This is a genomic window from Pedobacter ghigonis, from assembly GCF_903166585.1.
GTDB classification, from domain to species: domain Bacteria; phylum Bacteroidota; class Bacteroidia; order Sphingobacteriales; family Sphingobacteriaceae; genus Pedobacter; species Pedobacter ghigonis.
In genome coordinates, this window is record NZ_CAESCM010000018.1 from 43,544 (window position 1) to 66,886 (window position 23,343).

Sequence of the window (23,343 nt, forward strand, 5' to 3'; positions counted from 1 at the left end):
TACTAATTCATATTAATGCGGTGCTGCCAGTAGCGGTGTAGCAAGGATCTTTCTGGCTTCGGTATCTTCGTATTTATCAATTTGCTTTTTCAGTTGCCCCATCAAATCGGCAGTAAGCTTTTCATATCCTTTCTTTCCGAAGATGTTGGTGTTTTCGTTCGGATCTGTTTGCAAATCGTACAACTCCCAGCTGTTTACCCGTGTGTAAAAGCGGATAAGTTTATACCTTTTGGTTTTGATACCAAAGTGTGGCGATACCGAATGTTCACCATTTTCGTAATAGTGATAATAAATGGCATCGCGTCCTTTAGTTTTTTTTCCGCTCAGCAGTGGTAAAAACGATTCGCCCTGAATATCTTTCGGAATAGTTACTCCGGCAGCTTCGAGTATGGTAGGGGCAATGTCCATATTCAATACATAATCGTTTGATTTGGTCCCGGGTTTAACCACGCCCGGGTAACGCATCACCATAGGCGTTCTAAACGATTCTTCGTAAATCCAGCGCTTATCGAACCAACCATGCTCGCCAAGGTAAAAGCCCTGATCTGAGAGGTAAATTACAATGGTATTTTTAGTCAGATTGTGCTTATCGAGGTAATCAAGCGCGCGACCAATGTTTCTGTCGAGCGAGGCTGCCGTACTCAAATAATCGCGCATGTAGTGCTGGTATTTCCATTCGGTTAAGGCTTTGCCTGATAAATTACGCGCTTTTAAATCAGCATCGATGGGTTTGTAATAAGCATCAAATTTAGCCCGTTGATCGGCATTCATCCGGTCAACCGATGGTTCACGTCCGTTTTTGCTATACGATAACATTTTCAGGTCGTAGCTCATTTGCATGGTTTTACTGATGCTCATATCCTGTATTTTGGCTGCTTCGCGATTGGTATAGTCATCGTAAAAATTGGCCGGCAAAGGAAAATTAACTTTATCGTACATGCCCATATCGCAGGTATCGGGTATCCAGGTGCGGTGGGTGGCTTTATGGCCTACAACCAAACAGAAAGGCTTGCTTTGGTCTCTGTCATCTAAATATTTCTCTACCTGATCTTCGATCACATTACTGGCGTAACCTGTGATGTGTTCTGTTTTTCCATCCATTCCGATAAAATCAGGATTGTAGTATTGACCTTGTCCGGGTAGGATTTTGTAGTAGTCAAACCCTTGTGGGGTACTTTCGAGGTGCCATTTACCAATCCATCCGGTTTGATAACCTGCGGCCTGCAGGTCCTTTACAAATTCATTCTGGCTCCCGTCAAATTTATAGTTTACATTGTCTCTGAAGCCATTTTTATGACTGTACTTTCCGGTTAATATTACTGCTCTGCTTGGGCCACAAATAGAATTGGTTACATAAGCCTTGTTAAAAACAGCACCTTCTTTAGCTATTCGATCAATATTGGGTGTTTTGGCAATTTTGGCACCGTATGCACCTATGGCCTGGTAGGCATGATCGTCTGATATAATAATCAGAATGTTGGGCTTTTGCTGGGCCACACTAATATTTAGCTGCAAAACCATAAAGCATAACATACAAAAGATGCGGATAAGTTTTTTCATTTTTTGGTTAGTAGAAATTTTGGTTTGAAGTGTTAAAGTTAATACTTGTTCAAAGGTATTCAACCGCTTATCTAAATTGATACACGATTAAAAAGGGGGCAATTAAGGCTATAACGCATAGTTTTTTATGCTTAATATCTTCCACGGGCTTAAACAAACGTTTGTGCAGGTTTTGTTTATCCGGGTAAATAAATTACTTCATATTTTAGAAGAAACATAGCCAATAACTTTTTTAGCAACAACAAAACCCAATATATTCAATAACACAATTTATGCGTAAAATTTTATTCCTGTTCCTTTGTAGCTTCGTAGTTTCGGTTCAGGCACAATCGTTAAGACCTGATAGTATTTTTGGCCAGATGAAAAAAGTAGCCGACTGGCAATGGAAGACTTTAGAAACAGATGGCTGGAAAAACCCTAAAAAAGACTGGACCTCGGGAGCCATGTACACCGGTATGATGGCATTTGCGAAGCTGGCTAATACCGATATCTACTACCAGAAACTGATTCAGGTTGGCGAAGATAATAAATGGAAAATCGGCCACTACCGCCATTTTGCCGATGATTATTGTGTTGGACAACTCTATTCGGAACTGTATAGCATTTACAAGCGACCAGAATATATTGCCGATTTTAAAAGTCTGGCCGATTCTGTAGTTATATTGCCTCATACCGAATCGTTAGAATGGAAAAAGAGCATTCAATTAAGGGAATGGGCCTGGTGCGATGCTTTGTTTATGGGCCCTCCGGCACTGGCTTATTTAACTCAGGCTACGGGCGACGCGAAATATCTGGATAAAGCATCCGAATTGTGGTGGAAAACAACCGCTTATTTATATGATAAGGATGAGCATTTGTTCTACCGCGATAGCCGTTATTTCGATAAAAAGGAAAAGAACGGTGCGAAAGTATTCTGGGGACGTGGAAACGGTTGGGTAATTGCCGGATTGGTGAGGGTGCTTGCTCACATGCCGCAAAGTCATCCGGATTATAAGCCTTTTGTAAAGCTGTATAAAGACATGTCGCGCCGCTTAGCAAAGCTGCAACAGTCAGATGGTACCTGGCATGCCAGCTTGTTAGACCCCGAAAGCTACCCAAGTAAAGAAACGAGCGGAACAGGTTTTATTACCTATGCTATAGCCTGGGGGGTAAACAGTAACCTGTTACCTTATAGAAAATATGAAAGTACATTAAGTAAAGCCTGGGCTGCACTCAGTACCTCGGTACACGCTGATGGCAAGTTGGGTTATGTACAGGCGCAGGGCGCAGCGCCTGATAAGGTTGGTTATGACGATACCGACGTGTATGGTGTGGGCGCTTTTCTGTTAGCCGGAACAGAGCTTTTTAAACTGAAAACAGGCCAGGGAAGCAAAGGTTTTATTAAATAAGTCAGTAATACAACAAGAGCGGTTAACCATAAGCGATTAACTAAGCTCTGATCCATAACTCAATAAAGCCAGGGTAGGCTTACCCTGGCTATTTTTTTGCCCTTGCTTTTAAATATTTGCTACAATAATTTTTTTGCGGTACATTAGCTGCCGTATTCATGGTAAATATTCTTAAAAATATCATCAATAGACCTTCTTAATCAGGCCCTCGCCTGAAAGACTGCCTGATGTGCAGTTTATTTTAATTATTTTTATTTCAACACGTGCTGCCGGTAGATTTCTAGCTATCGTTTAGTTTCATTATACGTAATTTTAAAAACATGATTTTTGAAAATAGTTTGGCATTTGCCCAAAGTATGGATCAGCAAGATCCGTTAAGCCATTTGCGCGAGGAGTTTTTCTTCCCTCAGCAAAATGGAGAGCCGTTTATTTATTTATGCGGAAATTCTCTTGGGCTTCAGCCTAAAACAGCAAAAAGATATATCGATCAACAATTGGTTAACTGGCAAAATCTTGCCGTTGAGGGTTGGTTTGAAGGCGATACACCATGGATGTTTTTCCATAAGGCCCTGAAAGAACTCATGGCACCTATTGTTGGGGCGAGTAGTCAGGAGGTTTCGCCAATGAATACTTTAACCGTTAACCTGCACCTGTTGATGGTGAGTTTTTACAAGCCAAAAGGCAAAAGGTTTAAGATTATTATGGAGGCCGGAGCCTTTCCATCCGATCAGTATGCTATCGAAAGTCAGGTTCGGTTTCATGGTTACAATCCAAAAGAAGCCATTATCGAAGTGAGCCCGAGAGCCGGCGAATATACTTTGAGAACCGCAGATATTTTAGCTCAAATTGCCGAAAATGCTGATGAAATTGCGCTGGTACTGTTTGGCGGCATCAATTACTTTACCGGCCAATGGTACGATATGCCTGCCATTACCAAAGCTGGTCATGAGGCAGGCGCAATAGTTGGCTTTGATCTGGCCCATGCTGCCGGCAACGTACCCTTGCAATTGCACGATTGGGACATTGATTTTGCCTGCTGGTGCTCGTACAAATATCAAAACTCAGGCCCGGGAGGGATTAGCGGTATCTTTGTTCACGAAAAGCACTTTAGCGATACCAGTCTGGATCGTTTTGCCGGTTGGTGGGGCTATCAGGAACAGGAAAGGTTTAAAATGACCAAAGGTTTTGTACCCGAGGTAGGAGCGGATGGCTGGCAGGTAAGTTGCACACAGGTAATACCGATGGCCTTATATTATGCGTCATTGCAGATTTTTGATAAGGCAGGGTTTATTCAGCCATTAAGGGAAAAGAGCAAGCAACTAACGGCTTACCTGAGCTACATCATTAAAGAGATAAACGGACTATTGGGCGAAGAACAATACCAGATCATTACCCCCGAAACCGAAGACGATCGTGGTGCCCAGTTGTCGATTATTGCCAAACACAATCCCAAAGCAATATTCAAGGCATTAATGGAACACAATATTCTGGGCGACTGGCGCGAACCTAATGTGATTCGCCTGAGCCCGGTTCCGCTTTACAATAGTTTTGAAGATATCTTTAAAACAGGCTCGGTGCTGTTAAAGATCAGTAAAGAGCTGATTTGATTTACGCCAAATTATTGATCACAAACAAACATAAGAATGGAACTTACTCCTGAAATTACCGAACGCCTTCGAAAGCTGGAGGAAAAATATACTGCAATGGGCCAGGATATGGGCTCATACCTGGATGGCTTGCTTTACGCCGATTTTTTAACTTATTGGGATTATATTCATCTGGATACTTTACTAAGTCTGCAAAATCCTAAAACACCGTTCCCTGATGAGGAAATCTTCATCATGTATCACCAGATTACGGAACTGTACTTTAAACTAACGCTCCACGAATGCAGGCAAATAGCCGAACATCAGGAGCTTACAGCTGCATTTTTTACCACCAGGGTGAAAAGGATCAATGCTTATTTTAATGCCTTAACCACTTCTTTTGAAGTAATGGTTGATGGGATGGACAAAGAGCAATTCCTGAAATTCAGGATGTCGCTATTGCCGGCAAGCGGTTTCCAGTCGGGCCAGTACCGGATGATTGAAATCTGTGCTACCGATTTTAACCGTCTGGTTGATAAAAGCAAACGTGCAGAACTGGCCAATGCAAGTATTGAGGAACAATTTGAACACATTTACTGGAAATTTGGTGCTACTGAACTGGCTTCGGGAAAACAAACTTTAACCCTGAAACAATTCATTAAAAAATACGCCGGCCAGTTTTTACAGTTGGCTAAAGAAAGGGTTCAAACCAATTTTTCGGCACTTTATTTACAATTGCAGGCCAAAGGTGAAGATGTATCGGCGCTGGCCGAAGAGCTGAGGAAGTTAGATTTATATGTAAATGTAGAGTGGCCGCTTTCGCATTACAAATCGGCAGTGCGCTACCTAGAGAAAGATCCGGTTGATGTAGCGGCTACCGGTGGTACCAACTGGCAGAAATATTTGCCTCCGCGCTTTCAAAAAAGGATTTTCTATCCCTTTTTGTGGACTGAAGATCAAATGGAAGAATGGGGGAAAGGCTGGGTATTGGATGTATTAAAAAGCCACCGCAAAGAAAAACCATAATTTTAAAATGGATAAAAGCTGTCTCAAAATATAGAGGTAGCTTTTTTGCTTTAATAGAATCCGCATATCTTCTTAAAGCAGGGGTCTGGTTTATCCTGCCAACTGTCTAGCTCACCTTTGAATTTGTCTGGTTCAGTACATTATTGCTGTTTTTTGCCTGTTAAAGCCACTAGTTTTGCTATACAATCACAAGAAAAGAATAAATCAACCATTAAAACCAATAAAATCATGAACAGATTATCAATTAAAAAACAGACAGGTCTTTGGGGTAAAATAACAGTATATTTTGTTGCCTTTCTGCTAAGCGGTTTGGGTGTTGCACAGGCTGCTGAAGTTAATTTAACCGACAGCAATATTTTAACCAGCAAACCTTTGGTGGCACAAAAACACGTAAAGGCGGGCGTACTGAATGTTGGTTATGCCGAAGCAGGTCCGGGTGACGGGGAAACGGGTATTTTGCTTCATGGCTGGCCTTACGATATAGACAGTTATAGTGAAGTAACGCACCTTCTTGCGGCAAAAGGCTACCATGTATTCGTTCCCTACTTAAGGGGCTACGGTACAACGAGGTTTCTTGATACAACTACTCCACGCAACGGGCAACAATCGGCAGTTGCGGTAGATATTGTGGCCTTTATGGATGGTTTGAAAATTAAAAAAGCCATATTGGGTGGTTACGACTGGGGGGCTCGTACCGCCGATATTATTGCAGCCATCTGGCCTGAACGTGTTAAAGGATTGGTTTCGGTAAGTGGTTATTTAATTGGTAGCCAGGCTGGAAATGTGGCTCCTTTGCCACCAAAAGCTGAGCTGGCCTGGTGGTATCAATTCTATTTTGCAACGGCGCGCGGTGCAGCGGGTTATGCCGCCAATACCAAAGCCTTTAACAAACAAATCTGGCAGCTGGCCTCACCAAAATGGAACTTTAGCGATGCAACCTACGAGGAATCGGCAAAAGGCTTCGATAATCCTGACCACGTACAGGTGGTGATCGATAACTACCGCTGGCGATTGGGCTTAAGCAAAGGAGAAACTAAATACGATGCACTTGAAAAGAAACTGGCTGCTTCACCTGCTATTTCGGTACCAACAGTAACCCTTGAGGGTGATGCCAACGGGGCACCGCATCCCGATCCTGCACAATACGCCAGTAAATTTACCGGTAAATATGTACACCATACCATTAGCGGTGGCATTGGTCATGTGCTGCCTCAGGAGGCTCCACAAGCTTTTGCCGATGCTATTATTGAGGTTACAAATCTGGCCCGCTAAGCATTTCTTCATCTTTGATTATCCGCGATGTATAAAAATAAGGTCCATAATCATTGTTTTACGGGAAGTAATGAGTTCATCAAAAGCATTATCGGTGAGTTGAAATAACTGCTTGTACAAAGGGGCCATGATCAGGGGATACGATAATAATGAAAAAAGGTTCATCAGGAATTGGTAGGGAGGCATCGTTTTAACATGGCCCGAATCCATTTCCTGTTGCACTTCGTTTAAAAAGTTTTTAACAGGACCTGAATCGATATTTCCAACCAATTGCTTGCCCAGCGTGTTGATTTCGGTTACCAGGAAAGTTTCCTGATAGGGGAAAGCCATCATATCCTTTAAAAATACTTCGATTAGAAATTCGACCTTTTGCCTGAATGGTTTGGTCGAGGTCATACATTCGTTGAGGCGCTCGCTTAGCCCTTGCATAGCTTCCTGAAAAACAGCTGCTATGAGTAAATCCCTCGAGCGGAAATAGTAATGCAATGCGGTACGGTTTACTCCGGCTGCATCGGCAATTTCCTGCGTGGTAGCATGCAATTTACCTTCGGCAAAAATAAGCCTTTTGGCAGTGTCCTTAATCAGTTGTTCGGTTCCGGTATTTTTAAGTGGCATGTTATCGTTTAATCGCTTTTAAGTTAAATTAATGTGCCTGTTTATGCCAATTTCTCCGATAAAATATTCATCGTGAGAGATCACCAGCAATGTGCCTGCATAATCTTTTATGGCCGCAGTAAGTACATCCAGGCTCTTCAGATCCAGATTGTTTGTCGGTTCGTCCAGAATAAGCACGTCGGGTTTAAGGTTACTTACAGAAAGACAGCAGAGCGCCAGTTTCATTTTTTCACCTCCACTCAGGCCTGCACATTTCCGGTCGAAAGCGGCTGCATCAAATTGCGAATGCACTAAAAATGCCCTGATTTCGTGTTCCTGCAAGCCAATCGAATTGTACTCCTGTATGTGGTCGTAAATGCTTAGGTCAGGCTTAATCATCGCATAATCCTGATCGAGGTAAAGATAGGAAAAATCGCTGGCGCTGTAATTTCCCTCCAGGGGCTGCAGTTCAGCGGTTACGATTTTTAGCAAGGTACTTTTGCCCGAACCATTTGCTCCTTCAATCTGCAGCCTTTCGCCCGATCGGAGCTGAAAACTTAGGGCTTGTGGTAGTAAAGGAAGCGTATATCCGAAGTTAATTGCTTTGGCATCGATCAGTAATTTTCCATGGTGCATTTCGGATGCCTTGATGTTGATCTTTAACACCTGATATTGTTGAATTTGTGACCGTGTTTCCTGCATGTTTTCCTGTAAGCCCGTTATTTTTTCGTGCTGGGCATCCAGTACTTTGGCAGTACTTCGTTCCGATTTACTTTTCAATCCACCAGCAATAATGCGGGGAAGCGAGTTGCTTTGTCCGGCACTTTTACCACGCTGTTCTTGCTTTTGGCGCTGGTAGGCTACATCGCGTGCCTTCTTCTCTGTTTGTTTAAGTGTTTTGGCCTGTTCGTTAAGTTGTGCGTGCAGGGCATTAACCTTTTCCAGCTTTTGCTGCTGGTAAAATTCAAAATTGCCACCATAAACCTCAATCCCTTTTTTACTCAGCTCGAGGGTTTTGTTCATCAGGTTAAGCAGGCTCCTGTCGTGACTTACTACCAGAATAGTGGCCTTGCTCTGCGCTATCAATTGGTACAATTTTCTGCGGGTTTGGATATCCAGGTGGTTGGAAGGTTCGTCGAGTAAAATTAACTCTGGCTGGTGCAGGTCTATACTGGCCAGGAAAAGCTTAGTTTTCTGCCCTCCGCTTAAACCACCAAGCAGCTGATCGGCTGATAAATGTTCTAGCCCCCATTTTTTTAGTGCCGAACTTACTTTTTGTTCAATTTCCCAGTCATCATCCAGATTGGTAAAATGTTGCTGATCGGCATCACCTGAAAGGATAGCTTGCAGGGCTTCTAGTTTCTGATCGATGCCAAGTGCACGCGAAACGGTATACTGATCGTATTCGCCCAAATGCTGCGGAATATACCAGGGTTTCTCATGCGTAATAATTTCGCCCGAACCGGGTTGCAAAGTTCCTGCAAGCATTTTGAGCAGGGTCGATTTGCCTACGCCATTAATGCCTACTAATGCCACTTTATCGCCGCTGGCAATGTTTAGCGAGAGGTTATGGAAGAGCTGTTCGTTATCGGGATGGGTGTAAGAAAGGGATCGGATGATTAAACTCATAGCAGCTAACATTAGTAAGTTGAAAAATATTTATGCTGCAAATGTATTATTCTTTTTTGTTTAACAAAAATGTTAAGTAAAAATAAAACAAAAATTATCATGTAGTAAGAGACAGAATATGAGTTAATTGGATGTTAATATGCTTAATCGCCTACCATGTTGTGCCAGCTTATTTCGCCCAGTAAAAGAAATGAGATAGCAAGGGAAGCAAAGCTATGGCAAGGCAAAATAAGAGGGAGACTGATTATTTTTAATAAAGTATACTAAAATGGTCGACTTTTTTCTATATTTGGCCAGTCACCAGGATCGCGTTGTGGTCAGTCGGGTGAATTTCAACAATTCATAAAAAAATAACATCCTGGTTGTGCAATATGCGGCGCTTTATGTAATGGTGGAAAATTCATTTGGCACACATGGCGTACAATCCAGGATGTTATTTAATGCTTTTCACAAGTTACGATTAAGCCATCATTACTGCTCGATTATCACAGAAAAAATAAATACTATAAAATCTATAGATTTAATTGCTTTTTAATATTTTTTGTTTTACCTTTACAGCATCTAGTAATTCCACCAATAGTAGATAATTTATACAGAAGAAGGGAGAGGGAGCCTCATCGATCTTCTAGCAACTTTTCAGTAATGAAATAAGTGCTTTACTCATTCCGGAGGTATTCCGGAAAAATAAATTTACTGCATCTAATAATTCCACCACTAGTAGATGATTTATACAGAAGAAGGGAGAGGGAGCCTCGTCGATCTTCTAGCAACTTTTCAGCAATGAAATAAGTGCTTTACTCATTCGTCCGAAATTTTTCGGGGGAAAAATAAATTAACTAAGATATGAAAACACTTAAACTACAAAACTCCTGCTGTTGTAAATAGCATTTACAGCTTCAACATGCTTTTCTTTTTTGATTAAGCGGCTGGTAATTTACCGGTCATGGAAGAGGTATGTCTGCTGCACAGGGTTTTAAAAAACAGGATTACTAAACTAAAAACCATAAACATGAACTTTAAAAACTATCTACCCGCACTTAAAGGCCTCACCCTGGGGCTGTTTATCAGCAGTTCGGCTTTTTCGGCAACCAACAACCCGCCGGCAGCTTTTATCAAAGAAGGTATCTGGCGTGGCGTGTTCACTGTAAGCGAATCGGCTGTTCCTTTTAATTTTGAATTCAAGGGCAAAGATCCCGAACATGCTGTTTTTACTTTGCTAAATGGCACCCGTCGCGATGATTTCCATGTGCAGCGACTTGGGAAGGATTCGATTTTCGTTAAAATGAATACTTACGATGCTGCCCTGGTGGCCAAAATAGAACCCAATGGTACGCTAAGTGGTGAGTATCGGAGTTTGGTACCGGGTTTCAGGGGGAACTCTCTGCCATTTACGGCCGAGCCGGGTAAAACCTACCGCTTTGTAGAGCCCGGTAAAGATGTAAAACCTACTGCCGACCTATCGGGCAAATGGGAACTTAAATTATACAGCAAAGAAGCTGTTCCGGCATCAATTGCGGTGCTGAAACAAAACGGGAACAAGCTTACGGGCGTAATTATGACGGTTGTAGGCGATAGCCGTGAAATTGAAGGTACTATACAGGGAAATGAATTTGCTTTATCAGGTTTTACCGGCCCAAGCCCGTTTATTATTAAAGGCAAGGTAAATGAAGATGGCACGCTTTCAGGCGATCAGGGTTTTGGTATCTATAAAAACATCAAGTTCGATGCCACTAAAAACAACGATGCCAACCTGCCCGATCCCTATAAATTAACCTTTTTAAAAGAAGGCTATAAAAAACTCGATTTCACTTTTCCTGATCTTAAAGGTAAAGCCGTTTCGCTGAGCGACGATAAATACAAAGGCAAAGTGGTAATTGTAGAAATTGTGGGTACCTGGTGTCCGAACTGTACCGACCAGACTGTTTTTCTTTCGCCCTGGTTTAACAAAAACCAAAAACGTGGTGTAGAAGCCATTGCCATTGGTTTTGAGCAAAAAGATAGTCTGGCTTATGCCCAATATACGCTCGGAAAACTGAGAGACAAATACGATATCAAGTACGATATTTTATTTGGCGGGCTGGCCGATAAGAAGCTGGTATCGCAGAAACTACCGGCACTTAACAAGTTTATTGCTTTCCCAACCACCATCATCATTGATAGAAAAGGAGAGGTGCGTGAAATTTACACTGGCTATACCGGCACCGTAACGGGTAAATATTACGACGATTACGAAAAGAAATTTAACCGCGTGCTCGACGAACTGATTGCTGAACCGGCACCTGAAACTGCGGCGATAAACAATCAGAATCAATTATTAAAAGGAAAATAGTCATTAAAAAACCAATACAAAATGAGCGTACATAAAATTTTTAAAGGAGCAGTTTTGCTCAGTTCACTGTTTATCGGTGGACAGGTTTTGGCCGATGGTGTGCTACCGGCACCTGTACAAAAAACAATAAAAGAAGGAGTTTGGCGTGGTGTATTTAATGTAAGCGAAACCCAAGTACCTTTCAACTTCGAATTTAAAGGCAAGGATTTCGAACATGCCACATTTACCCTGTTAAACGGCACCCGTCGCGATGATTTCCATGTAAAACGCATTGCACCCGATTCGGTATTTATTAAAATGAATACTTACGATGCCGCCCTGGTAGCCAAAATAAATGATGATGGTACATTATCAGGCGAGTACCGCAGTTTAGTGCCGGGTTTCAGAGGCAATTCGCTTCCTTTTACTGCCGAGCATGGCAAAAAGTACCGCTTTGTTGAACCGGGGAAAGATGTGGCACCTGCGGCCAATATATCGGGCAAATGGGAGCTTAAGTTCTATTCAAAAGAACAGGTGCCTAACAAGGTGGCCATACTAAAACAAACCGGAAACAAGCTAACCGGGGTAATTATGCAGGTAACAGGCGATAGCCGGGAACTGGAAGGTACTGTACAAGGCGATGAGTTTGTGCTTTCGGGCTTTACAGGGCCAAGTCCTAAAATTTACAAAGGTAAAATCAATCCGGATGGTACCATTAGCGGCGTAATTTCAGCCGGAATTTACGATAATACCAAATTTGATGGTGTAAAAGATGATAAAGCCGAATTGCCCGATCCCTACAAAATTACATTCTTAAAAGAAGGCTATAAAAAGCTCGATTTTACCTTCCCCGATCTTGCCGGGAAATCGGTTTCGCTAAGCGACGATAAGTACAAAGGTAAGGTGGTAATTGTAGAAATTGTGGGTACCTGGTGTCCGAACTGTACCGATCAAACGGTATTTCTTTCGCCATGGTTTAACAAAAACCAGAAAAGAGGAGTAGAGGCCATTGCCATTGGTTTCGAACAAAAAGACGACCTGGAGTACGCCAAATACACACTGGGCAAACTGCGCGATAAATACGATGTAAAATACGATATCCTTTTTGGTGGCCTGGCCGATAAAAAACTGGTATCGCAGAAATTGCCGGCACTCAATAAATTTATTGCCTTTCCAACTACCATCATCATCGATAGAAAAGGCGAAGTACGCGAAATTTATACAGGTTACACCGGCACTGTTACCGGAAAATACTATAAAGAATACGAGAAAAAATTTAACGCTTTGTTGGATGAACTGATAGCAGAAGATGCTACGGCTACTGCTTCGGTAACGGGTGATAAAAACACGCAAAAAAGCAAATAATCATATCCTTACGCCGGTTAAACTGATGGTTTAACCGGTATTATCTAAAAAAAATAAACCCAAAAATGAAACTAACATTAACCATTTCGCTATTAACCCTGGCCTCTTTAGGCGCTTTATCACAGTCGAACCGCTTTGCTGCGGCAAACCACAACGGACCTGCTGCAAAGAAAATAATTACCACACCTAAGCATGCTTTAAAAGCACAATCGTTCAAAGTAGATAATGCCAGCAGCAAACTAACCTGGTTGGCTAAAAAAGCCACCGGCGAACACAGCGGTAACGTAAAAGTGAGCGAAGGAACATTTGTAATTGATGGTACAACACTAAAATCAGGCAGTTTTACCATTGATACCAAATCGATTACCGTAACCGATGTTACAGATGCTTCGACCAACGGGAAATTACTGGGCCATTTAAAAAGCGACGATTTTTTCAGTACGGAGAAATTTCCGACATCAACTTTTGTAATTACATCTGCCAAAAAAGGAAGTGGCAACCAGTATAACTTAACTGGTAAACTAACAATTAAAGGCATTACCAACGAGGTAAGTTTTCCGGCGGCCATTGATGTTGCCGGTAAAAAGTTAATCGCAAAAGCTAAAATTACCATCGATCGTACTAAATATGATATCAAGTTCAGATCAAAAAACTTTTTCGAAAACCTTGGTGATAAAGTAATATACGATGATTTTGATATCGATGTAGCCTTAGTGGCCAATGCCGGATAATAAACCAACCTAAACTAAAACGCTTAATAGGAAAGGCTGTATTGTTGGCTATCGTTATGGTGAAGCCGATGGGCTTAAAGCAAGTTCACAATACAGCCTTTCCAATTTAAAACAAACTGCCAAACGATTTTATAAGCTTAATCAGGGCTAAAAGAAACAGAATTGAACCGATGAAAAAAAGAAGTGCTATCATCATACTGAGCTTTATTGTGCTGTTGCTTACCCAGGCAGCTTTTGTTGGAGGCGGCGTAAGCGAAATCCAAACCAAAGAAGAACTTGGGAGCAGTTTATTTTTCGATAACATCCTTTCGAAAGACAGAAGCATTAACTGCTCATCGTGCCACCGGCCCGAATTTGCCTTTGCTGATACGGCCACTTTTAGCATTGGTATTGGCGGTAAACTAACCGCACGCAACTCGCCGGGGTTTACCAATTTATCTGGTCGCACACATTTTTTCTGGGCTGGAAGGGCAGCTTCGCTCGAGGAACAGGCTTTAGGCCCCATTACTTCACCCGATGAAATGGGATTGAGCATTGAAGAAGCTGTAGAAAGGCTGAACAAGGATAAGGCATACGCTGAGGCTTTTGCAAAAGTATTTAAATCGCCGGCTACCAAAGATAACCTGTTAAAAGCACTCGCTGCTTTTGAGCGTACCTTAGAAACCAATAACAGTGCTTACGATCGTTACATCAATGGCGATGATAATGCACTTTCGGCTGCGGCAGCCCGCGGGCGGCCGTTGTTTATTGGTAAGGCCAACTGCAACAACTGCCATTCGGGAGAAGATTTTACCGCCGATCGTTTTAAAAATATTGGCCTTTATAATGGTAAAACCCTCAAAGATGCCGGACGTTTTACCATCACGAAAGACAGCACAGCCATTGGCGAATTTAAAATACCGGGACTGCGTAATGTGGCTTTAACCGCTCCCTATATGCACAACGGGCAGTTCAAAACACTTAAAGAAGTTGTGGCATATTATAACAATCCATCGGCGGTGGTACACGATGGCATTAACCGCGATTTATCGCTCGATAAACCACTCAATCTATCCGATGGCGATATCAACGACCTGGTCGAATTTCTGAAAGCGCTTACTGATGAAAGATTTTTAACCGCTAAAAACAACCCGGCCAAAAACTAGACAATTAAAGGAATGGCACATCGTTTTTGCGCAAAAAAAAAAAGCGCAACAGCCCTTGTTATGCCCAAATTTTAACACATAAAATGAAAAAAAACATACTATTAATAACCACAATACTCTTTTTTGCAATCAATACCTTTGCGCAAAAAAGGCTTATAACGGGTGTGGTCACTTCGGCCGACGATCAAACACCTATTCCCGGAGTATCGGTAAAAGTAAAAGGCCTTAACGAAGGTGCCTCTACCACCAAAAACGGCAGTTATCAGGTAGCCATCCGTAATGGTAAAATTCTGCAGTTTTCTTTTGTAGGTTATAAAACACAAGAGGTAGAAATTGGCCAGCAATCGGTCATCAATGTTAGTTTAGTACCCCTGGCCAGCAGTTTGGATGAAGTAAGTATTGTAGGTTCGCACAATGCCAACCGTACCAAATTAAACTCGGCCAACCCGGTTGATATTATTGATCTGAAGGCGCTGCAGGAGTCGGCACCGCAGGTGAGTGTAACGCAGTTGCTGCAATATGTATCGCCCTCGTTCCATTCGTCGGTTTCGGGTGGAGGCGATGCAGCCTCGGCTACTTCAACCGCACAGTTGCGTGGTTTGGGTGTCGATCAGTTATTGGTGCTGATTAACGGCAAAAGACGCCACAAAAGTTCCAACATTAGCTGGGGTGGCCTGGGTAATGGTGCTACTGGTTACGATTTAAATGCCATTCCAACCGGAGCCATCGAACGCATCGAAATCCTGCGCGATGGTGCCGCTGCACAATATGGTTCTGATGCCATTGCCGGTGTAATTAACATTGTACTGAAGAAAAGTACCGAGGAACTTTCGCTTACTTCAACCGCGAGTGCGCGCAAACGTGGCGATGGTTTAACTACCCGCACCAGCAGTAATTACGGACTTAAACTCGGTAATAAGGGTGGTTATTTAAATGTAACGGGCGAGTTTGCCACCCAGGCAGTTTCGTTACCGGTTGGCAATTCTGAATCTGGTTTGTACATTGGCCCGGCTTACGGTGGTGGTGCCAATACCAGGGGATTCGACCAGATTTATACTAAAGATATAGACGATGCCATTTTAGCCAGCAGGGGGATAGACCGCCATTATTTCGATCAGCGTGGAAGTACCAACAAAGCCATTGATGGTTTATTGTTTTTTAATGCTTCCGTTCCGCTAAAAGATGATGTAGAACTTTATTCATTCGGAGGCATCAGTCACCGCACCTCACAATTTACTGCTGTGTACCGCCCGCCAGGCTGGACTGAGCGGAACAATACCTTTATTTATCCCGACGGTTTTTTACCAGCTATGGATAACATTCTTTCCGATAAATCGTTGGCTATTGGTGTAAAAGCCAAAGTGAAAAACTGGAAGGTGGATATTTCCAACGTATATGGCATCAACGATTTTTCCAATGTAATCAGCAATTCACTCAATGCCAGCCTGGGCCAGCGAAGTCCGCGTAAGTTCGATGCAGGAAGCTACAATGCTAGCCAAAATACTACCGGTTTAGATTTTAGCCGTTATTTCGACAAGGTATTGAGCGGCTTGAACGTTGCTTTTGGCGGCCAGTACCGGGTAGAAGCCTATCAGATCATCGCTGGTGAGGAAGGTTCGTATTCAAAAGCCGATCTCCGCACCATTTATGGCATTGATACTACTGCAACCGGTATTCCTTACACAACTTCGCTGGGTTTAACGCCTTTAAACGGGCTTTCTCCGGGTTCGCAAATTCATGCCGGTTTTCGTCCTTCAAACGAAGTTAACGTAAGCAGGTCTATTTCTGCGGCTTATTTAGATGCCGAATTAAATATTACGCCTAAATGGCTGGTATCTGGTGCATTAAGGGTCGAAAACTATTCGGATTTTGGTAGTGTATTTACCTATAAAGCTGCTTCGCGCTTTGGCATTACCGATTGGTTAGGCGTAAGGGCTTCCATTAATTCGGGCTTCCGCGCGCCCGATCTGGCCCAGTTTTACTATACCGAAACCTCTACTACTTTTCAGAATGGGGTAGCTATCGATCAGGTTACGGCCAATAATGTAAATCCGGCTACTACAGCCTTGGGTATTCCTGCCTTAAAGGCCGAGAAATCGAAAGGTTACACAGCCGGTTTTACCGCTTCGCCATTGCCAAACGTAGAACTTACGGTCGATGCCTACCAGATTGATATTAATGACAGGGTGGGAAATACCGGGCGTTTTTCGGCAACCGATACCAATTTACCGGCCGATGTACGGGCACTATTTGTACAAACCGGAACCGTGCAGGCCAAGTTTTTTTATAACTCTTTCAGTACCCGAACCAGGGGGATAGAAGTAGCCGGTAGCTATAAATTTCTTTTCGAAAACGGTGGAAATGCCTCTTTTCTGGCCAGTGCCAATTTCTTAGATACCAAGCTCACCAACGTAAATACGCCCAAAGGATTGGAAGCTTACCGTTACATTATATTCGACGAGTCGGAACAGGCACGTGTAACCAACAATATTCCCTCAACCAAAATCAGTTTACAGGGTACCTACAATTATAAAAAATTAAACCTCTTATTACGTACCGTGTATTTTGGATCCGTGGTATCAGTTTCGCAGCTTAATGCCAATTTTCCGAAACCCGATTATTACTACCAAACATTTAGCCCGATTTGGGTAACCGATATTTCGGTCGGCTATAAATTAACCAACTACCTGCTGGCCACTGTAGGCGCCAATAATTTATTTAATGTATTGGGCGATTATAGCGTTCCGGCACCGGGAAGCAACATTACCCGTAATCCTGGTCCAGGCGGCGCGCAGGCAGGTACCAATGCCGGCATTCAGCCATTTGTAAGATTATCGGCCAAATTTTAATCCTTAAAACAAGCACATGAAATTTTTAAAGAACATACATCAGTTAAAACAGTTGACGTTTATCCATAAACTGGTACTGGCTGCCTGGGTTTTAATTGCGGTTTTACCATCGTGCAAGAAAACCGAATACCTAGATACCGATAATGCCGATCGCGAACCTTTAAGCGCGAAGGTGAAACTGGTAAATGCACTCAGCATTACTGCGCCGGTTAATTTTCTGGATTTTACCCGGCAAATTAATACCACACTGGTTGCCCATAATGTGGCTACCACTTATCTCGATACCCAGTTTGGTAAAGTACAGTACAATACTACCGAGGGCAGCAATACCAGTTATAAATCTTCCTATATTTTTGGCGGCGCGGCTTCTTTTGCACAGGAAACAGATAAAGCATCGTTCGCAGGGCCGAATGGACCAATTGCCGGTTACTACCATACTTTGTTTACCGTTGCCAAGCGCAGGCCAAGCAAGTTAAATCCGGGTAACCGAGATAGTTTGGTGCTGGTGTACGACGATTTAACTGCACCGGCTGCCGGTAAAGCCAAAATCAGGTTTGCCAATTTCTCACCCGATGCACCTAACCTCGATTTAAAAACCACTGCAGGCACTTCCTGGTTTGCCAATGTGGCTTACGGTAACTTTGGCGATCAGGTGCAACTAAGCTACGATGCCAATGGAAAAGCACCAGCTACCATTTCGGGGCTGAGCTGGAAAACGCTGGGGCCATTTAAGGAAATTGCTGCAGGTTCCGCACAAAACCTCGAGCTTAGAAACAACAGCACAGGTACGCTGGTACCGGTAAAAACTGCGGCTTTGAGCAATCTTAATTTTGAAGAAGGTAAAATCTATACGCTGTTTATCAATGGCAACCTCGCTACTGATGCCGCCTTGCAAGCTACACTGATTGTACACACTAAATAATGGATACTGATGAGAACAAATAACAGAAGGAATTTTATTAAAACCTCCCTCACCGCAGTTGCAGGCCTGGCTTTGAGTCCGGCTTTATCGCATGCTTTTGTTTTGCAATTCGTACAAGAGCGATTAAAATATCCCTTTAATGCGTTCGAGCCTTATATCGATGCGCTTACCACCGAGATCCATTATACCAGGCACCATACGGCTTACATCAAAAATGTAAACGAAGCCATTGCGGCCGAAAAAATACCTTACACTACTGTCGAAACTTTTTTCGAAAATGCGGCCAGTCTTTCGCCTAAAGCGCGCAACAACGGTGGCGGGGCCTGGAACCATAATTTCTTTTTCGCTACGCTAAAGCCCGGTAGTGCATCAGTACCCAAAGGGAAATTAAAAGCAGCCATTGATAAAGCTTTTGGCTCGGTTGATCGTTTTAAAGAACAATTTGCACAAGCAGCAGCCAGCCGTTTTGGCTCTGGCTGGGCCTGGCTGGTTAAAGATAAGGGACAGCTTAAAATCACTTCTACGGCCAATCAGGATAATCCATTGTTTGGTTCGGCAGAAGTGAAAGGCACTCCTTTACTCGCACTCGACGTTTGGGAACATGCCTATTACCTCAAATACCAGAACAAAAGGGCCGATTACATTGCTAATTTCTGGAATGTGGTTGACTGGGATGTAGTAGCAGGCAGGTTAACCTAATAGTTTGAATACAAGGCCATTTGATGGCTTAAAGAAGCCCTGCTTTCTGCAGGTTATATTTGGTTAGAAGAGCGGAACTCGCCCGGATAGGGAGTTCCGCTAATTTATTATGGCTGTTATCCTTTTTTGAAATGTTTGTTCAATGCATTCTGAACTTTAGCCACATCAGTTTCGATGGCTTTTTTTACGCCCGCACCAAGTGCTTTGGTAAAATTAGGTGCAACATGGATGGCTGAAGCATCATTTACAATAATCAATTCGAGTGGATTAGCCCCAAATTTTAATGCTACTTTTAATTTAGAAACCTCTTTTTCAACGTTTTTGCTAAATTCATAGCTATCGCTCAACTCGTCAAAACAGTCGCGTGCAGCCTGAAATACCAGCTCAGTTTCAATATCTAAACCGTTTATAATGATGGTAGTGGCCTGTAATTCTTTTTTTAGGTCTTCGTTTCCTTTTACTGTGGTGTGGATGGTTTGCAAAGGCTCCAGTAAATCTTCGCTGATCACGATTAATTTTTTATCGGTGATTACAATTTTTGCATGATTGCCGGTTTCATCAAACAACTGTTCTACGTGAATGATATCGTTACCATCTTTAACTACAGATACATTTTGTGATTGTTTTTCAACTTTCGAATCGGCGATGGCATTTTTCAGTACGTTTACCAGATAATCGAGAACCGGATATTGATTAATTTCAGACATGTATTTAATAATTTTTTTTGCAAAGATAGGTTTGCAAACGGATCAAAGAAGTTTTAACAGGATTTTTTTTGGAAGCAGGACAATACAGGATGAAACTGAAGAATTTAATCTTTAATTTTATAAATAACCACCCTAACCAAATTGATATGAGAATTAGCCATTTAACATTTCTTGCTTTTTTAACCTTGCTAACCGTTTCGGGTTTTGCACCCGATAAACAGTATGCCCAACGTTTGGGTATTATGTCGGGCTTAGGGCAAGACAGTATTGCCCATGCCGGTGGTTTTACCATGATTGGCGAATCGGTAAGGAAAATGCTTGCCCCTGCTGTAACCGACGATGCTTTTAACGCCAACCTGAAACAGATGAAAGCTGCCAGGTGTAAAGTAACCGTGTGTAACCTGTTTTTTCCGGGGAACATTAAAATAGCAGGTCCAGATGTGGTAGAAAGCAAGGTTTTATCGTACGCCGATTCGGTACTTTCGAGGGCAGGGCAGGCAGGCGTAAAGCTGATTGTTTTAGGTAGCGGAGGTTCGCGCAATATCCCGGTAGGTTACGATCTGGCTAAAGCTAAAACAGATTTTGTGGCACTTTGTAAAAAAATAGGGCAGCTTGGGGCAAAATATAAAGTGGTAATAGCACTCGAAAACCTCGAAACCACCGAAACCACTTTTATTACATCGCTTAAATCGGCTGCCGAGATTGTAAAAAGAGTAGATCACCCCAATTTCAGACTTAATGTAGATATTTTTCACATGATGCGCGAAGGAGAATCGCCTGATGAAATATGGGCTGCAAAAGGCCTGGTAGGCTATTGCGAAGTGGCAGAAAAAGAAAAACGTACACTACCAGGTGTAATGCGCGACGATTTTAAACCTTATTTCCGCGCCTTGCGCGATATTAATTACAAGGGCCTTATTTTTATTGAAGGAAGCATTGGCAATGCTGCGGTAGAAATACCCGCTGCTTACAAATATTTATCGGCGCAACTGGCCGAAGTTGATGCAGAAAAGGGATAGCCTATATGCGGGTTAAAAACAATGCACAGGTATATCAGGTGGGTGAGGACACCCACCTCTAGCGTTGCTAATGGGCGGTGTCTCCACCGCTCAATTGATATTTCGCAGAAATTTAAACGGTTTCTAAATATGATTTCAGTCTGGTTTGATATAATTAGATAGTAATTTCCTGGTTAGTTCTTATAGCAGCCTGAAGCCTTCAGTTTCTACAGGCAGCTTAACAGGACTTTCGTTAGCTAATTACTTTCTCTACATTCTACAACGCTCAACTTGAGTTAATTACTTGCCTATCAATATAAAACTACATCCGGTTTACTGTTAATTTCAGTGCAAACTGACCGAATAATATTATCTTTGCAACCGATTGCGATGGACACTTACAGCTCATTTTCGGATAATGAACTAGCTTTCTTACTGACTAAGGATGATGAGCTGGCTTTTACCGAAATTTACAACCGTTTTTACGGTTTGTTGTTTATCCATGCCAGTAAACGCTTAAACAGCGAGGAAGAAGCCAAAGACCTGGTACAGCAATTATTCGAAACTTTATGGATCAAAAGGGCACAGGTAGCACCCGACGGTAATTTATCTGCTTATCTGTATGCAGCCACCCGAAACAGGGTGATTGATGTATTTGCGCATCAGAAAGTTGAGGATAAATACATTGGTTCTTTACAGGGCTATCTTGATCGGGAACATGTATTAACCGATTACCTGGTGCGTGAAAAAGAAATGGCTGCTTTAATAGAGCGCGAAATAGATGCTTTACCCCCGAAAATGCGCGAAATCTTCTTAATGAGCCGCATGGAGAATAAAACCCACAAAGAAATTGCCGAATTACTCGAAATTTCTGAGTTAACAGTAAAAACGCAGGTAAAAAGAGCGCTTAGAATTTTGCGTTCGCGTTTAGGTTTGGTTACCTATCTTCTTTTTATGCTTAAAACCTATCATTAAGGGGAAAATCCTGCTTTTTGGCGAGATAAAGGTTGTGATTTAAAGATTTTGAGTGTCAGATTTTTAAAATGGGCAATCAAATTTTATACCTTCTGAAAAAAAAAGTAAAAAAATATATTTCCGCGTACCCCCAGGCTATACCCTTCGCCGTATATACATTATCAACCCTAAAAGATTGTTGTTAATGGAGAAAAATGCGAAAATATTGTTGGATAAGTACTTGTCAGGTAATTGTACCCCCAACGAAAAAGCCATTGTAGAACAATGGTATCAGCAACTTCCTTTTGAAGGCGATACGCCAAAGCAACAACGCATTACCGCTACCCAGGCTGAGGTTTGGCAACAGTTACAACTGGGCAGAAAAAGGGCAAAGCAGCTGGTGCTGTATAAGCGCATTGCAGTGGCGGCCAGTATCTTATTGTGCCTGAGTGTTGGTCTTTACCTGGCAACGCGTACCAATGTGCAACAACAGCTTGTAGTAAGTACTTTAAACGATGTTAAGCCCGGTCGCAACAAAGCCATTTTAACCCTGGCCGATGGTTCTGTTATTGATCTGGATAATGCCAAAACCGGTCAAATAGCCATGCAGAACGGTATTGTTGTTCGTAAAACAGCCAATGGTAAACTCGAATATATTATTAAAGATGCCGCAGGTAACACCAATCAAACAATCAGTAACAATCTAATTTCGACCCCAAGAGGTGGCGAATATCAGGTAACCTTACCCGATGGTACAAAAGTTTGGCTAAATGCAGCTTCCACTTTAAAATATCCTTCATCATTTGCTAAAAACGAACGGAGGGTATCGCTGCAGGGGGAGGCTTATTTTGAAGTTTCAAAAGATAAAAACAGACCATTCAGGGTTGTTACGAATCAGCAAACTGTAGAAGTGTTGGGTACACATTTTAACATCAATGCCTATAATGATGAGGCAGTGGTTAAAACCACGCTTTTAGAAGGTGCCGTGAATGTTTCGAATGGTACAAACAGCTTAAAACTAAAACCTGGCCAGCAGGCGCTATTTAACCTTGCCGATGCAAAACTCCGCATAAACCCGGATGTAGATGTGGATAAAGAACTGGCCTGGAAAAACGATCTCTTTGCTTTCGATAACGACGATTTGAAAACCATTATGCGGCAGATATCGCGCTGGTACGACCTCGATGTGGTATATCAGGGTAAAATAACCGACGAAAAATATGTGGGTGAAATCCCAAGAAACAGCAATTTATCCGAAGTATTCAAAATATTGGAACTTAACCACGTTCATATTGATGCCAAAGGTAAAGTGCTTACTGTATCTGGCAGTAAAACCAGATAGACTTTGCCCGTCACTAAAAAGGCAATAAACCAAACAATTAATCAACTAATTAAACTAAACTGTATGATGAAAAAATTACCTGAAATCTAATTTCGTACCGCAAAAAAAACCGAAAGCGTCGCAACGCTTCCGGCAGAAATTTTGGACACAGCAGCTTGCTTCGAAACCCAGCTGCTATTTATTAACCTCATTCAAAACAAAGGTATGAAATTAACTACCCTTTACAACCCCGTATGCGCTATACGGAGGGTAAGGATTAAATTTTTAT

18 protein-coding genes and 2 riboswitches are annotated in these 23,343 nt (G+C 42.4%); of the genes, 14 read left to right on the plus strand and 4 right to left on the minus strand.

Annotated elements, in window-relative coordinates:
- Positions 1 to 12 precede the first annotated feature (12 nt).
- Positions 13 to 1,560 carry a sulfatase family protein gene (locus tag HWV58_RS21190; RefSeq protein ID WP_175636008.1) on the minus strand — a complete coding sequence of 516 codons (1,548 nt, stop codon included), beginning with the start codon at positions 1,558 to 1,560 and terminating at the stop codon, positions 13 to 15.
- A gap of 272 nt (positions 1,561 to 1,832) precedes the next feature.
- On the opposite strand from HWV58_RS21190, the gene HWV58_RS21195 reads away from it, so the two are divergent.
- The 4 genes from HWV58_RS21195 (at position 1,833) to HWV58_RS21210 (ending at position 6,832) form a co-directional block, all read left to right on the plus strand.
- On the plus strand, positions 1,833 to 2,948 hold the full coding sequence (locus HWV58_RS21195) for a glycoside hydrolase family 88/105 protein (RefSeq protein WP_175636009.1): 1,116 nt from the start codon (positions 1,833 to 1,835) through the stop codon (positions 2,946 to 2,948).
- Positions 2,949 to 3,268: 320 nt separating this feature from the next.
- Positions 3,269 to 4,555, plus strand: coding sequence for a kynureninase (kynU, locus tag HWV58_RS21200; RefSeq protein ID WP_175636010.1), 1,287 nt, complete (start codon positions 3,269 to 3,271; stop codon positions 4,553 to 4,555).
- Positions 4,556 to 4,591: 36 nt separating this feature from the next.
- Positions 4,592 to 5,560 carry a tryptophan 2,3-dioxygenase family protein gene (locus HWV58_RS21205; RefSeq protein ID WP_175636011.1) on the plus strand — a complete coding sequence of 323 codons (969 nt, stop codon included), beginning with the start codon at positions 4,592 to 4,594 and terminating at the stop codon, positions 5,558 to 5,560.
- 228 nt (positions 5,561 to 5,788) lie between these two features.
- Positions 5,789 to 6,832: an alpha/beta fold hydrolase gene (locus HWV58_RS21210; RefSeq protein WP_175636012.1), complete on the plus strand. Its 1,044-nt coding sequence runs from the start codon at positions 5,789 to 5,791 to the stop codon at positions 6,830 to 6,832.
- Between the two features lie 18 nt (positions 6,833 to 6,850).
- Here the strand turns inward: HWV58_RS21210 and HWV58_RS21215 are convergent, their stop codons facing one another.
- Entirely contained in the window at positions 6,851 to 7,447 is a 597-nt protein-coding gene (locus HWV58_RS21215; RefSeq protein WP_175636013.1) for a TetR/AcrR family transcriptional regulator, read from the minus strand.
- 18 nt (positions 7,448 to 7,465) lie between these two features.
- Entirely contained in the window at positions 7,466 to 9,055 is a 1,590-nt protein-coding gene (locus HWV58_RS21220; protein ID WP_175636014.1) for an ABC-F family ATP-binding cassette domain-containing protein, read from the minus strand.
- Between the two features lie 585 nt (positions 9,056 to 9,640).
- A riboswitch (SAM riboswitch) is annotated at positions 9,641 to 9,746 on the plus strand.
- Between the two features lie 32 nt (positions 9,747 to 9,778).
- Positions 9,779 to 9,889: riboswitch (SAM riboswitch) on the plus strand.
- Between the two features lie 175 nt (positions 9,890 to 10,064).
- Here HWV58_RS21220 and HWV58_RS21225 point away from each other — a divergent pair.
- From HWV58_RS21225 to HWV58_RS21255, 7 genes are all read left to right on the plus strand, one after another.
- Entirely contained in the window at positions 10,065 to 11,384 is a 1,320-nt protein-coding gene (locus HWV58_RS21225) for a peroxiredoxin family protein (protein ID WP_175636015.1), read from the plus strand.
- 21 nt (positions 11,385 to 11,405) lie between these two features.
- Complete coding sequence (locus tag HWV58_RS21230; RefSeq protein ID WP_175636016.1) at positions 11,406 to 12,728, plus strand: peroxiredoxin family protein; 1,323 nt, start codon at positions 11,406 to 11,408, stop codon at positions 12,726 to 12,728.
- Between the two features lie 65 nt (positions 12,729 to 12,793).
- A complete protein-coding gene (locus HWV58_RS21235; RefSeq protein ID WP_175636017.1) occupies positions 12,794 to 13,459 on the plus strand; it encodes a YceI family protein in 666 nt (221 codons plus the stop codon).
- A 170-nt stretch (positions 13,460 to 13,629) separates the two neighbouring features.
- Positions 13,630 to 14,604 (plus strand): cytochrome-c peroxidase, encoded by a 975-nt coding sequence (locus tag HWV58_RS21240; protein ID WP_175636018.1) that lies wholly within the window; start codon positions 13,630 to 13,632, stop codon positions 14,602 to 14,604.
- A gap of 83 nt (positions 14,605 to 14,687) precedes the next feature.
- Positions 14,688 to 17,453 (plus strand): TonB-dependent receptor, encoded by a 2,766-nt coding sequence (locus HWV58_RS21245; protein ID WP_175636019.1) that lies wholly within the window; start codon positions 14,688 to 14,690, stop codon positions 17,451 to 17,453.
- 16 nt (positions 17,454 to 17,469) lie between these two features.
- Positions 17,470 to 18,375: a DUF4397 domain-containing protein gene (locus HWV58_RS21250; protein ID WP_175636020.1), complete on the plus strand. Its 906-nt coding sequence runs from the start codon at positions 17,470 to 17,472 to the stop codon at positions 18,373 to 18,375.
- 9 nt (positions 18,376 to 18,384) lie between these two features.
- A complete protein-coding gene (locus HWV58_RS21255) occupies positions 18,385 to 19,074 on the plus strand; it encodes a superoxide dismutase (RefSeq protein WP_175636021.1) in 690 nt (229 codons plus the stop codon).
- 116 nt (positions 19,075 to 19,190) lie between these two features.
- Here the strand turns inward: HWV58_RS21255 and HWV58_RS21260 are convergent, their stop codons facing one another.
- Complete coding sequence (locus tag HWV58_RS21260; RefSeq protein ID WP_175636022.1) at positions 19,191 to 19,781, minus strand: hypothetical protein; 591 nt, start codon at positions 19,779 to 19,781, stop codon at positions 19,191 to 19,193.
- 146 nt (positions 19,782 to 19,927) lie between these two features.
- On the opposite strand from HWV58_RS21260, the gene HWV58_RS21265 reads away from it, so the two are divergent.
- The 3 genes from HWV58_RS21265 to HWV58_RS21275 all read left to right on the plus strand — a co-directional run bounded on the left by HWV58_RS21265 (position 19,928) and on the right by HWV58_RS21275 (position 23,075).
- Positions 19,928 to 20,800 (plus strand): sugar phosphate isomerase/epimerase family protein, encoded by an 873-nt coding sequence (locus tag HWV58_RS21265; RefSeq protein WP_175636023.1) that lies wholly within the window; start codon positions 19,928 to 19,930, stop codon positions 20,798 to 20,800.
- A 369-nt stretch (positions 20,801 to 21,169) separates the two neighbouring features.
- Entirely contained in the window at positions 21,170 to 21,754 is a 585-nt protein-coding gene (locus HWV58_RS21270; protein WP_175636024.1) for an RNA polymerase sigma factor, read from the plus strand.
- A gap of 184 nt (positions 21,755 to 21,938) precedes the next feature.
- Positions 21,939 to 23,075 carry a FecR family protein gene (locus tag HWV58_RS21275; RefSeq protein WP_175636025.1) on the plus strand — a complete coding sequence of 379 codons (1,137 nt, stop codon included), beginning with the start codon at positions 21,939 to 21,941 and terminating at the stop codon, positions 23,073 to 23,075.
- Positions 23,076 to 23,343 lie beyond the last annotated feature (268 nt).

Excerpts from the sequence above, each read along its gene's own strand:
- HWV58_RS21190 (WP_175636008.1), bottom strand. The coding sequence starts at position 1,560 with ATGAAAAAACTTATCCGCATCTTTTGTATGTTATGCTTTATGGTTTTG.
- HWV58_RS21195 (WP_175636009.1), top strand. The coding sequence starts at position 1,833 with ATGCGTAAAATTTTATTCCTGTTCCTTTGTAGCTTCGTAGTTTCGGTT.
- kynU (WP_175636010.1), top strand. The coding sequence starts at position 3,269 with ATGATTTTTGAAAATAGTTTGGCATTTGCCCAAAGTATGGATCAGCAA.
- HWV58_RS21205 (WP_175636011.1), top strand. The coding sequence starts at position 4,592 with ATGGAACTTACTCCTGAAATTACCGAACGCCTTCGAAAGCTGGAGGAA.
- HWV58_RS21210 (WP_175636012.1), top strand. The coding sequence starts at position 5,789 with ATGAACAGATTATCAATTAAAAAACAGACAGGTCTTTGGGGTAAAATA.
- HWV58_RS21215 (WP_175636013.1), bottom strand. The coding sequence starts at position 7,447 with ATGCCACTTAAAAATACCGGAACCGAACAACTGATTAAGGACACTGCC.
- HWV58_RS21220 (WP_175636014.1), bottom strand. The coding sequence starts at position 9,055 with ATGAGTTTAATCATCCGATCCCTTTCTTACACCCATCCCGATAACGAA.
- HWV58_RS21225 (WP_175636015.1), top strand. The coding sequence starts at position 10,065 with ATGAACTTTAAAAACTATCTACCCGCACTTAAAGGCCTCACCCTGGGG.
- HWV58_RS21230 (WP_175636016.1), top strand. The coding sequence starts at position 11,406 with ATGAGCGTACATAAAATTTTTAAAGGAGCAGTTTTGCTCAGTTCACTG.
- HWV58_RS21235 (WP_175636017.1), top strand. The coding sequence starts at position 12,794 with ATGAAACTAACATTAACCATTTCGCTATTAACCCTGGCCTCTTTAGGC.
- HWV58_RS21240 (WP_175636018.1), top strand. The coding sequence starts at position 13,630 with ATGAAAAAAAGAAGTGCTATCATCATACTGAGCTTTATTGTGCTGTTG.
- HWV58_RS21245 (WP_175636019.1), top strand. The coding sequence starts at position 14,688 with ATGAAAAAAAACATACTATTAATAACCACAATACTCTTTTTTGCAATC.
- HWV58_RS21250 (WP_175636020.1), top strand. The coding sequence starts at position 17,470 with ATGAAATTTTTAAAGAACATACATCAGTTAAAACAGTTGACGTTTATC.
- HWV58_RS21255 (WP_175636021.1), top strand. The coding sequence starts at position 18,385 with ATGAGAACAAATAACAGAAGGAATTTTATTAAAACCTCCCTCACCGCA.
- HWV58_RS21260 (WP_175636022.1), bottom strand. The coding sequence starts at position 19,781 with ATGTCTGAAATTAATCAATATCCGGTTCTCGATTATCTGGTAAACGTA.
- HWV58_RS21265 (WP_175636023.1), top strand. The coding sequence starts at position 19,928 with ATGAGAATTAGCCATTTAACATTTCTTGCTTTTTTAACCTTGCTAACC.
- HWV58_RS21270 (WP_175636024.1), top strand. The coding sequence starts at position 21,170 with ATGGACACTTACAGCTCATTTTCGGATAATGAACTAGCTTTCTTACTG.
- HWV58_RS21275 (WP_175636025.1), top strand. The coding sequence starts at position 21,939 with ATGGAGAAAAATGCGAAAATATTGTTGGATAAGTACTTGTCAGGTAAT.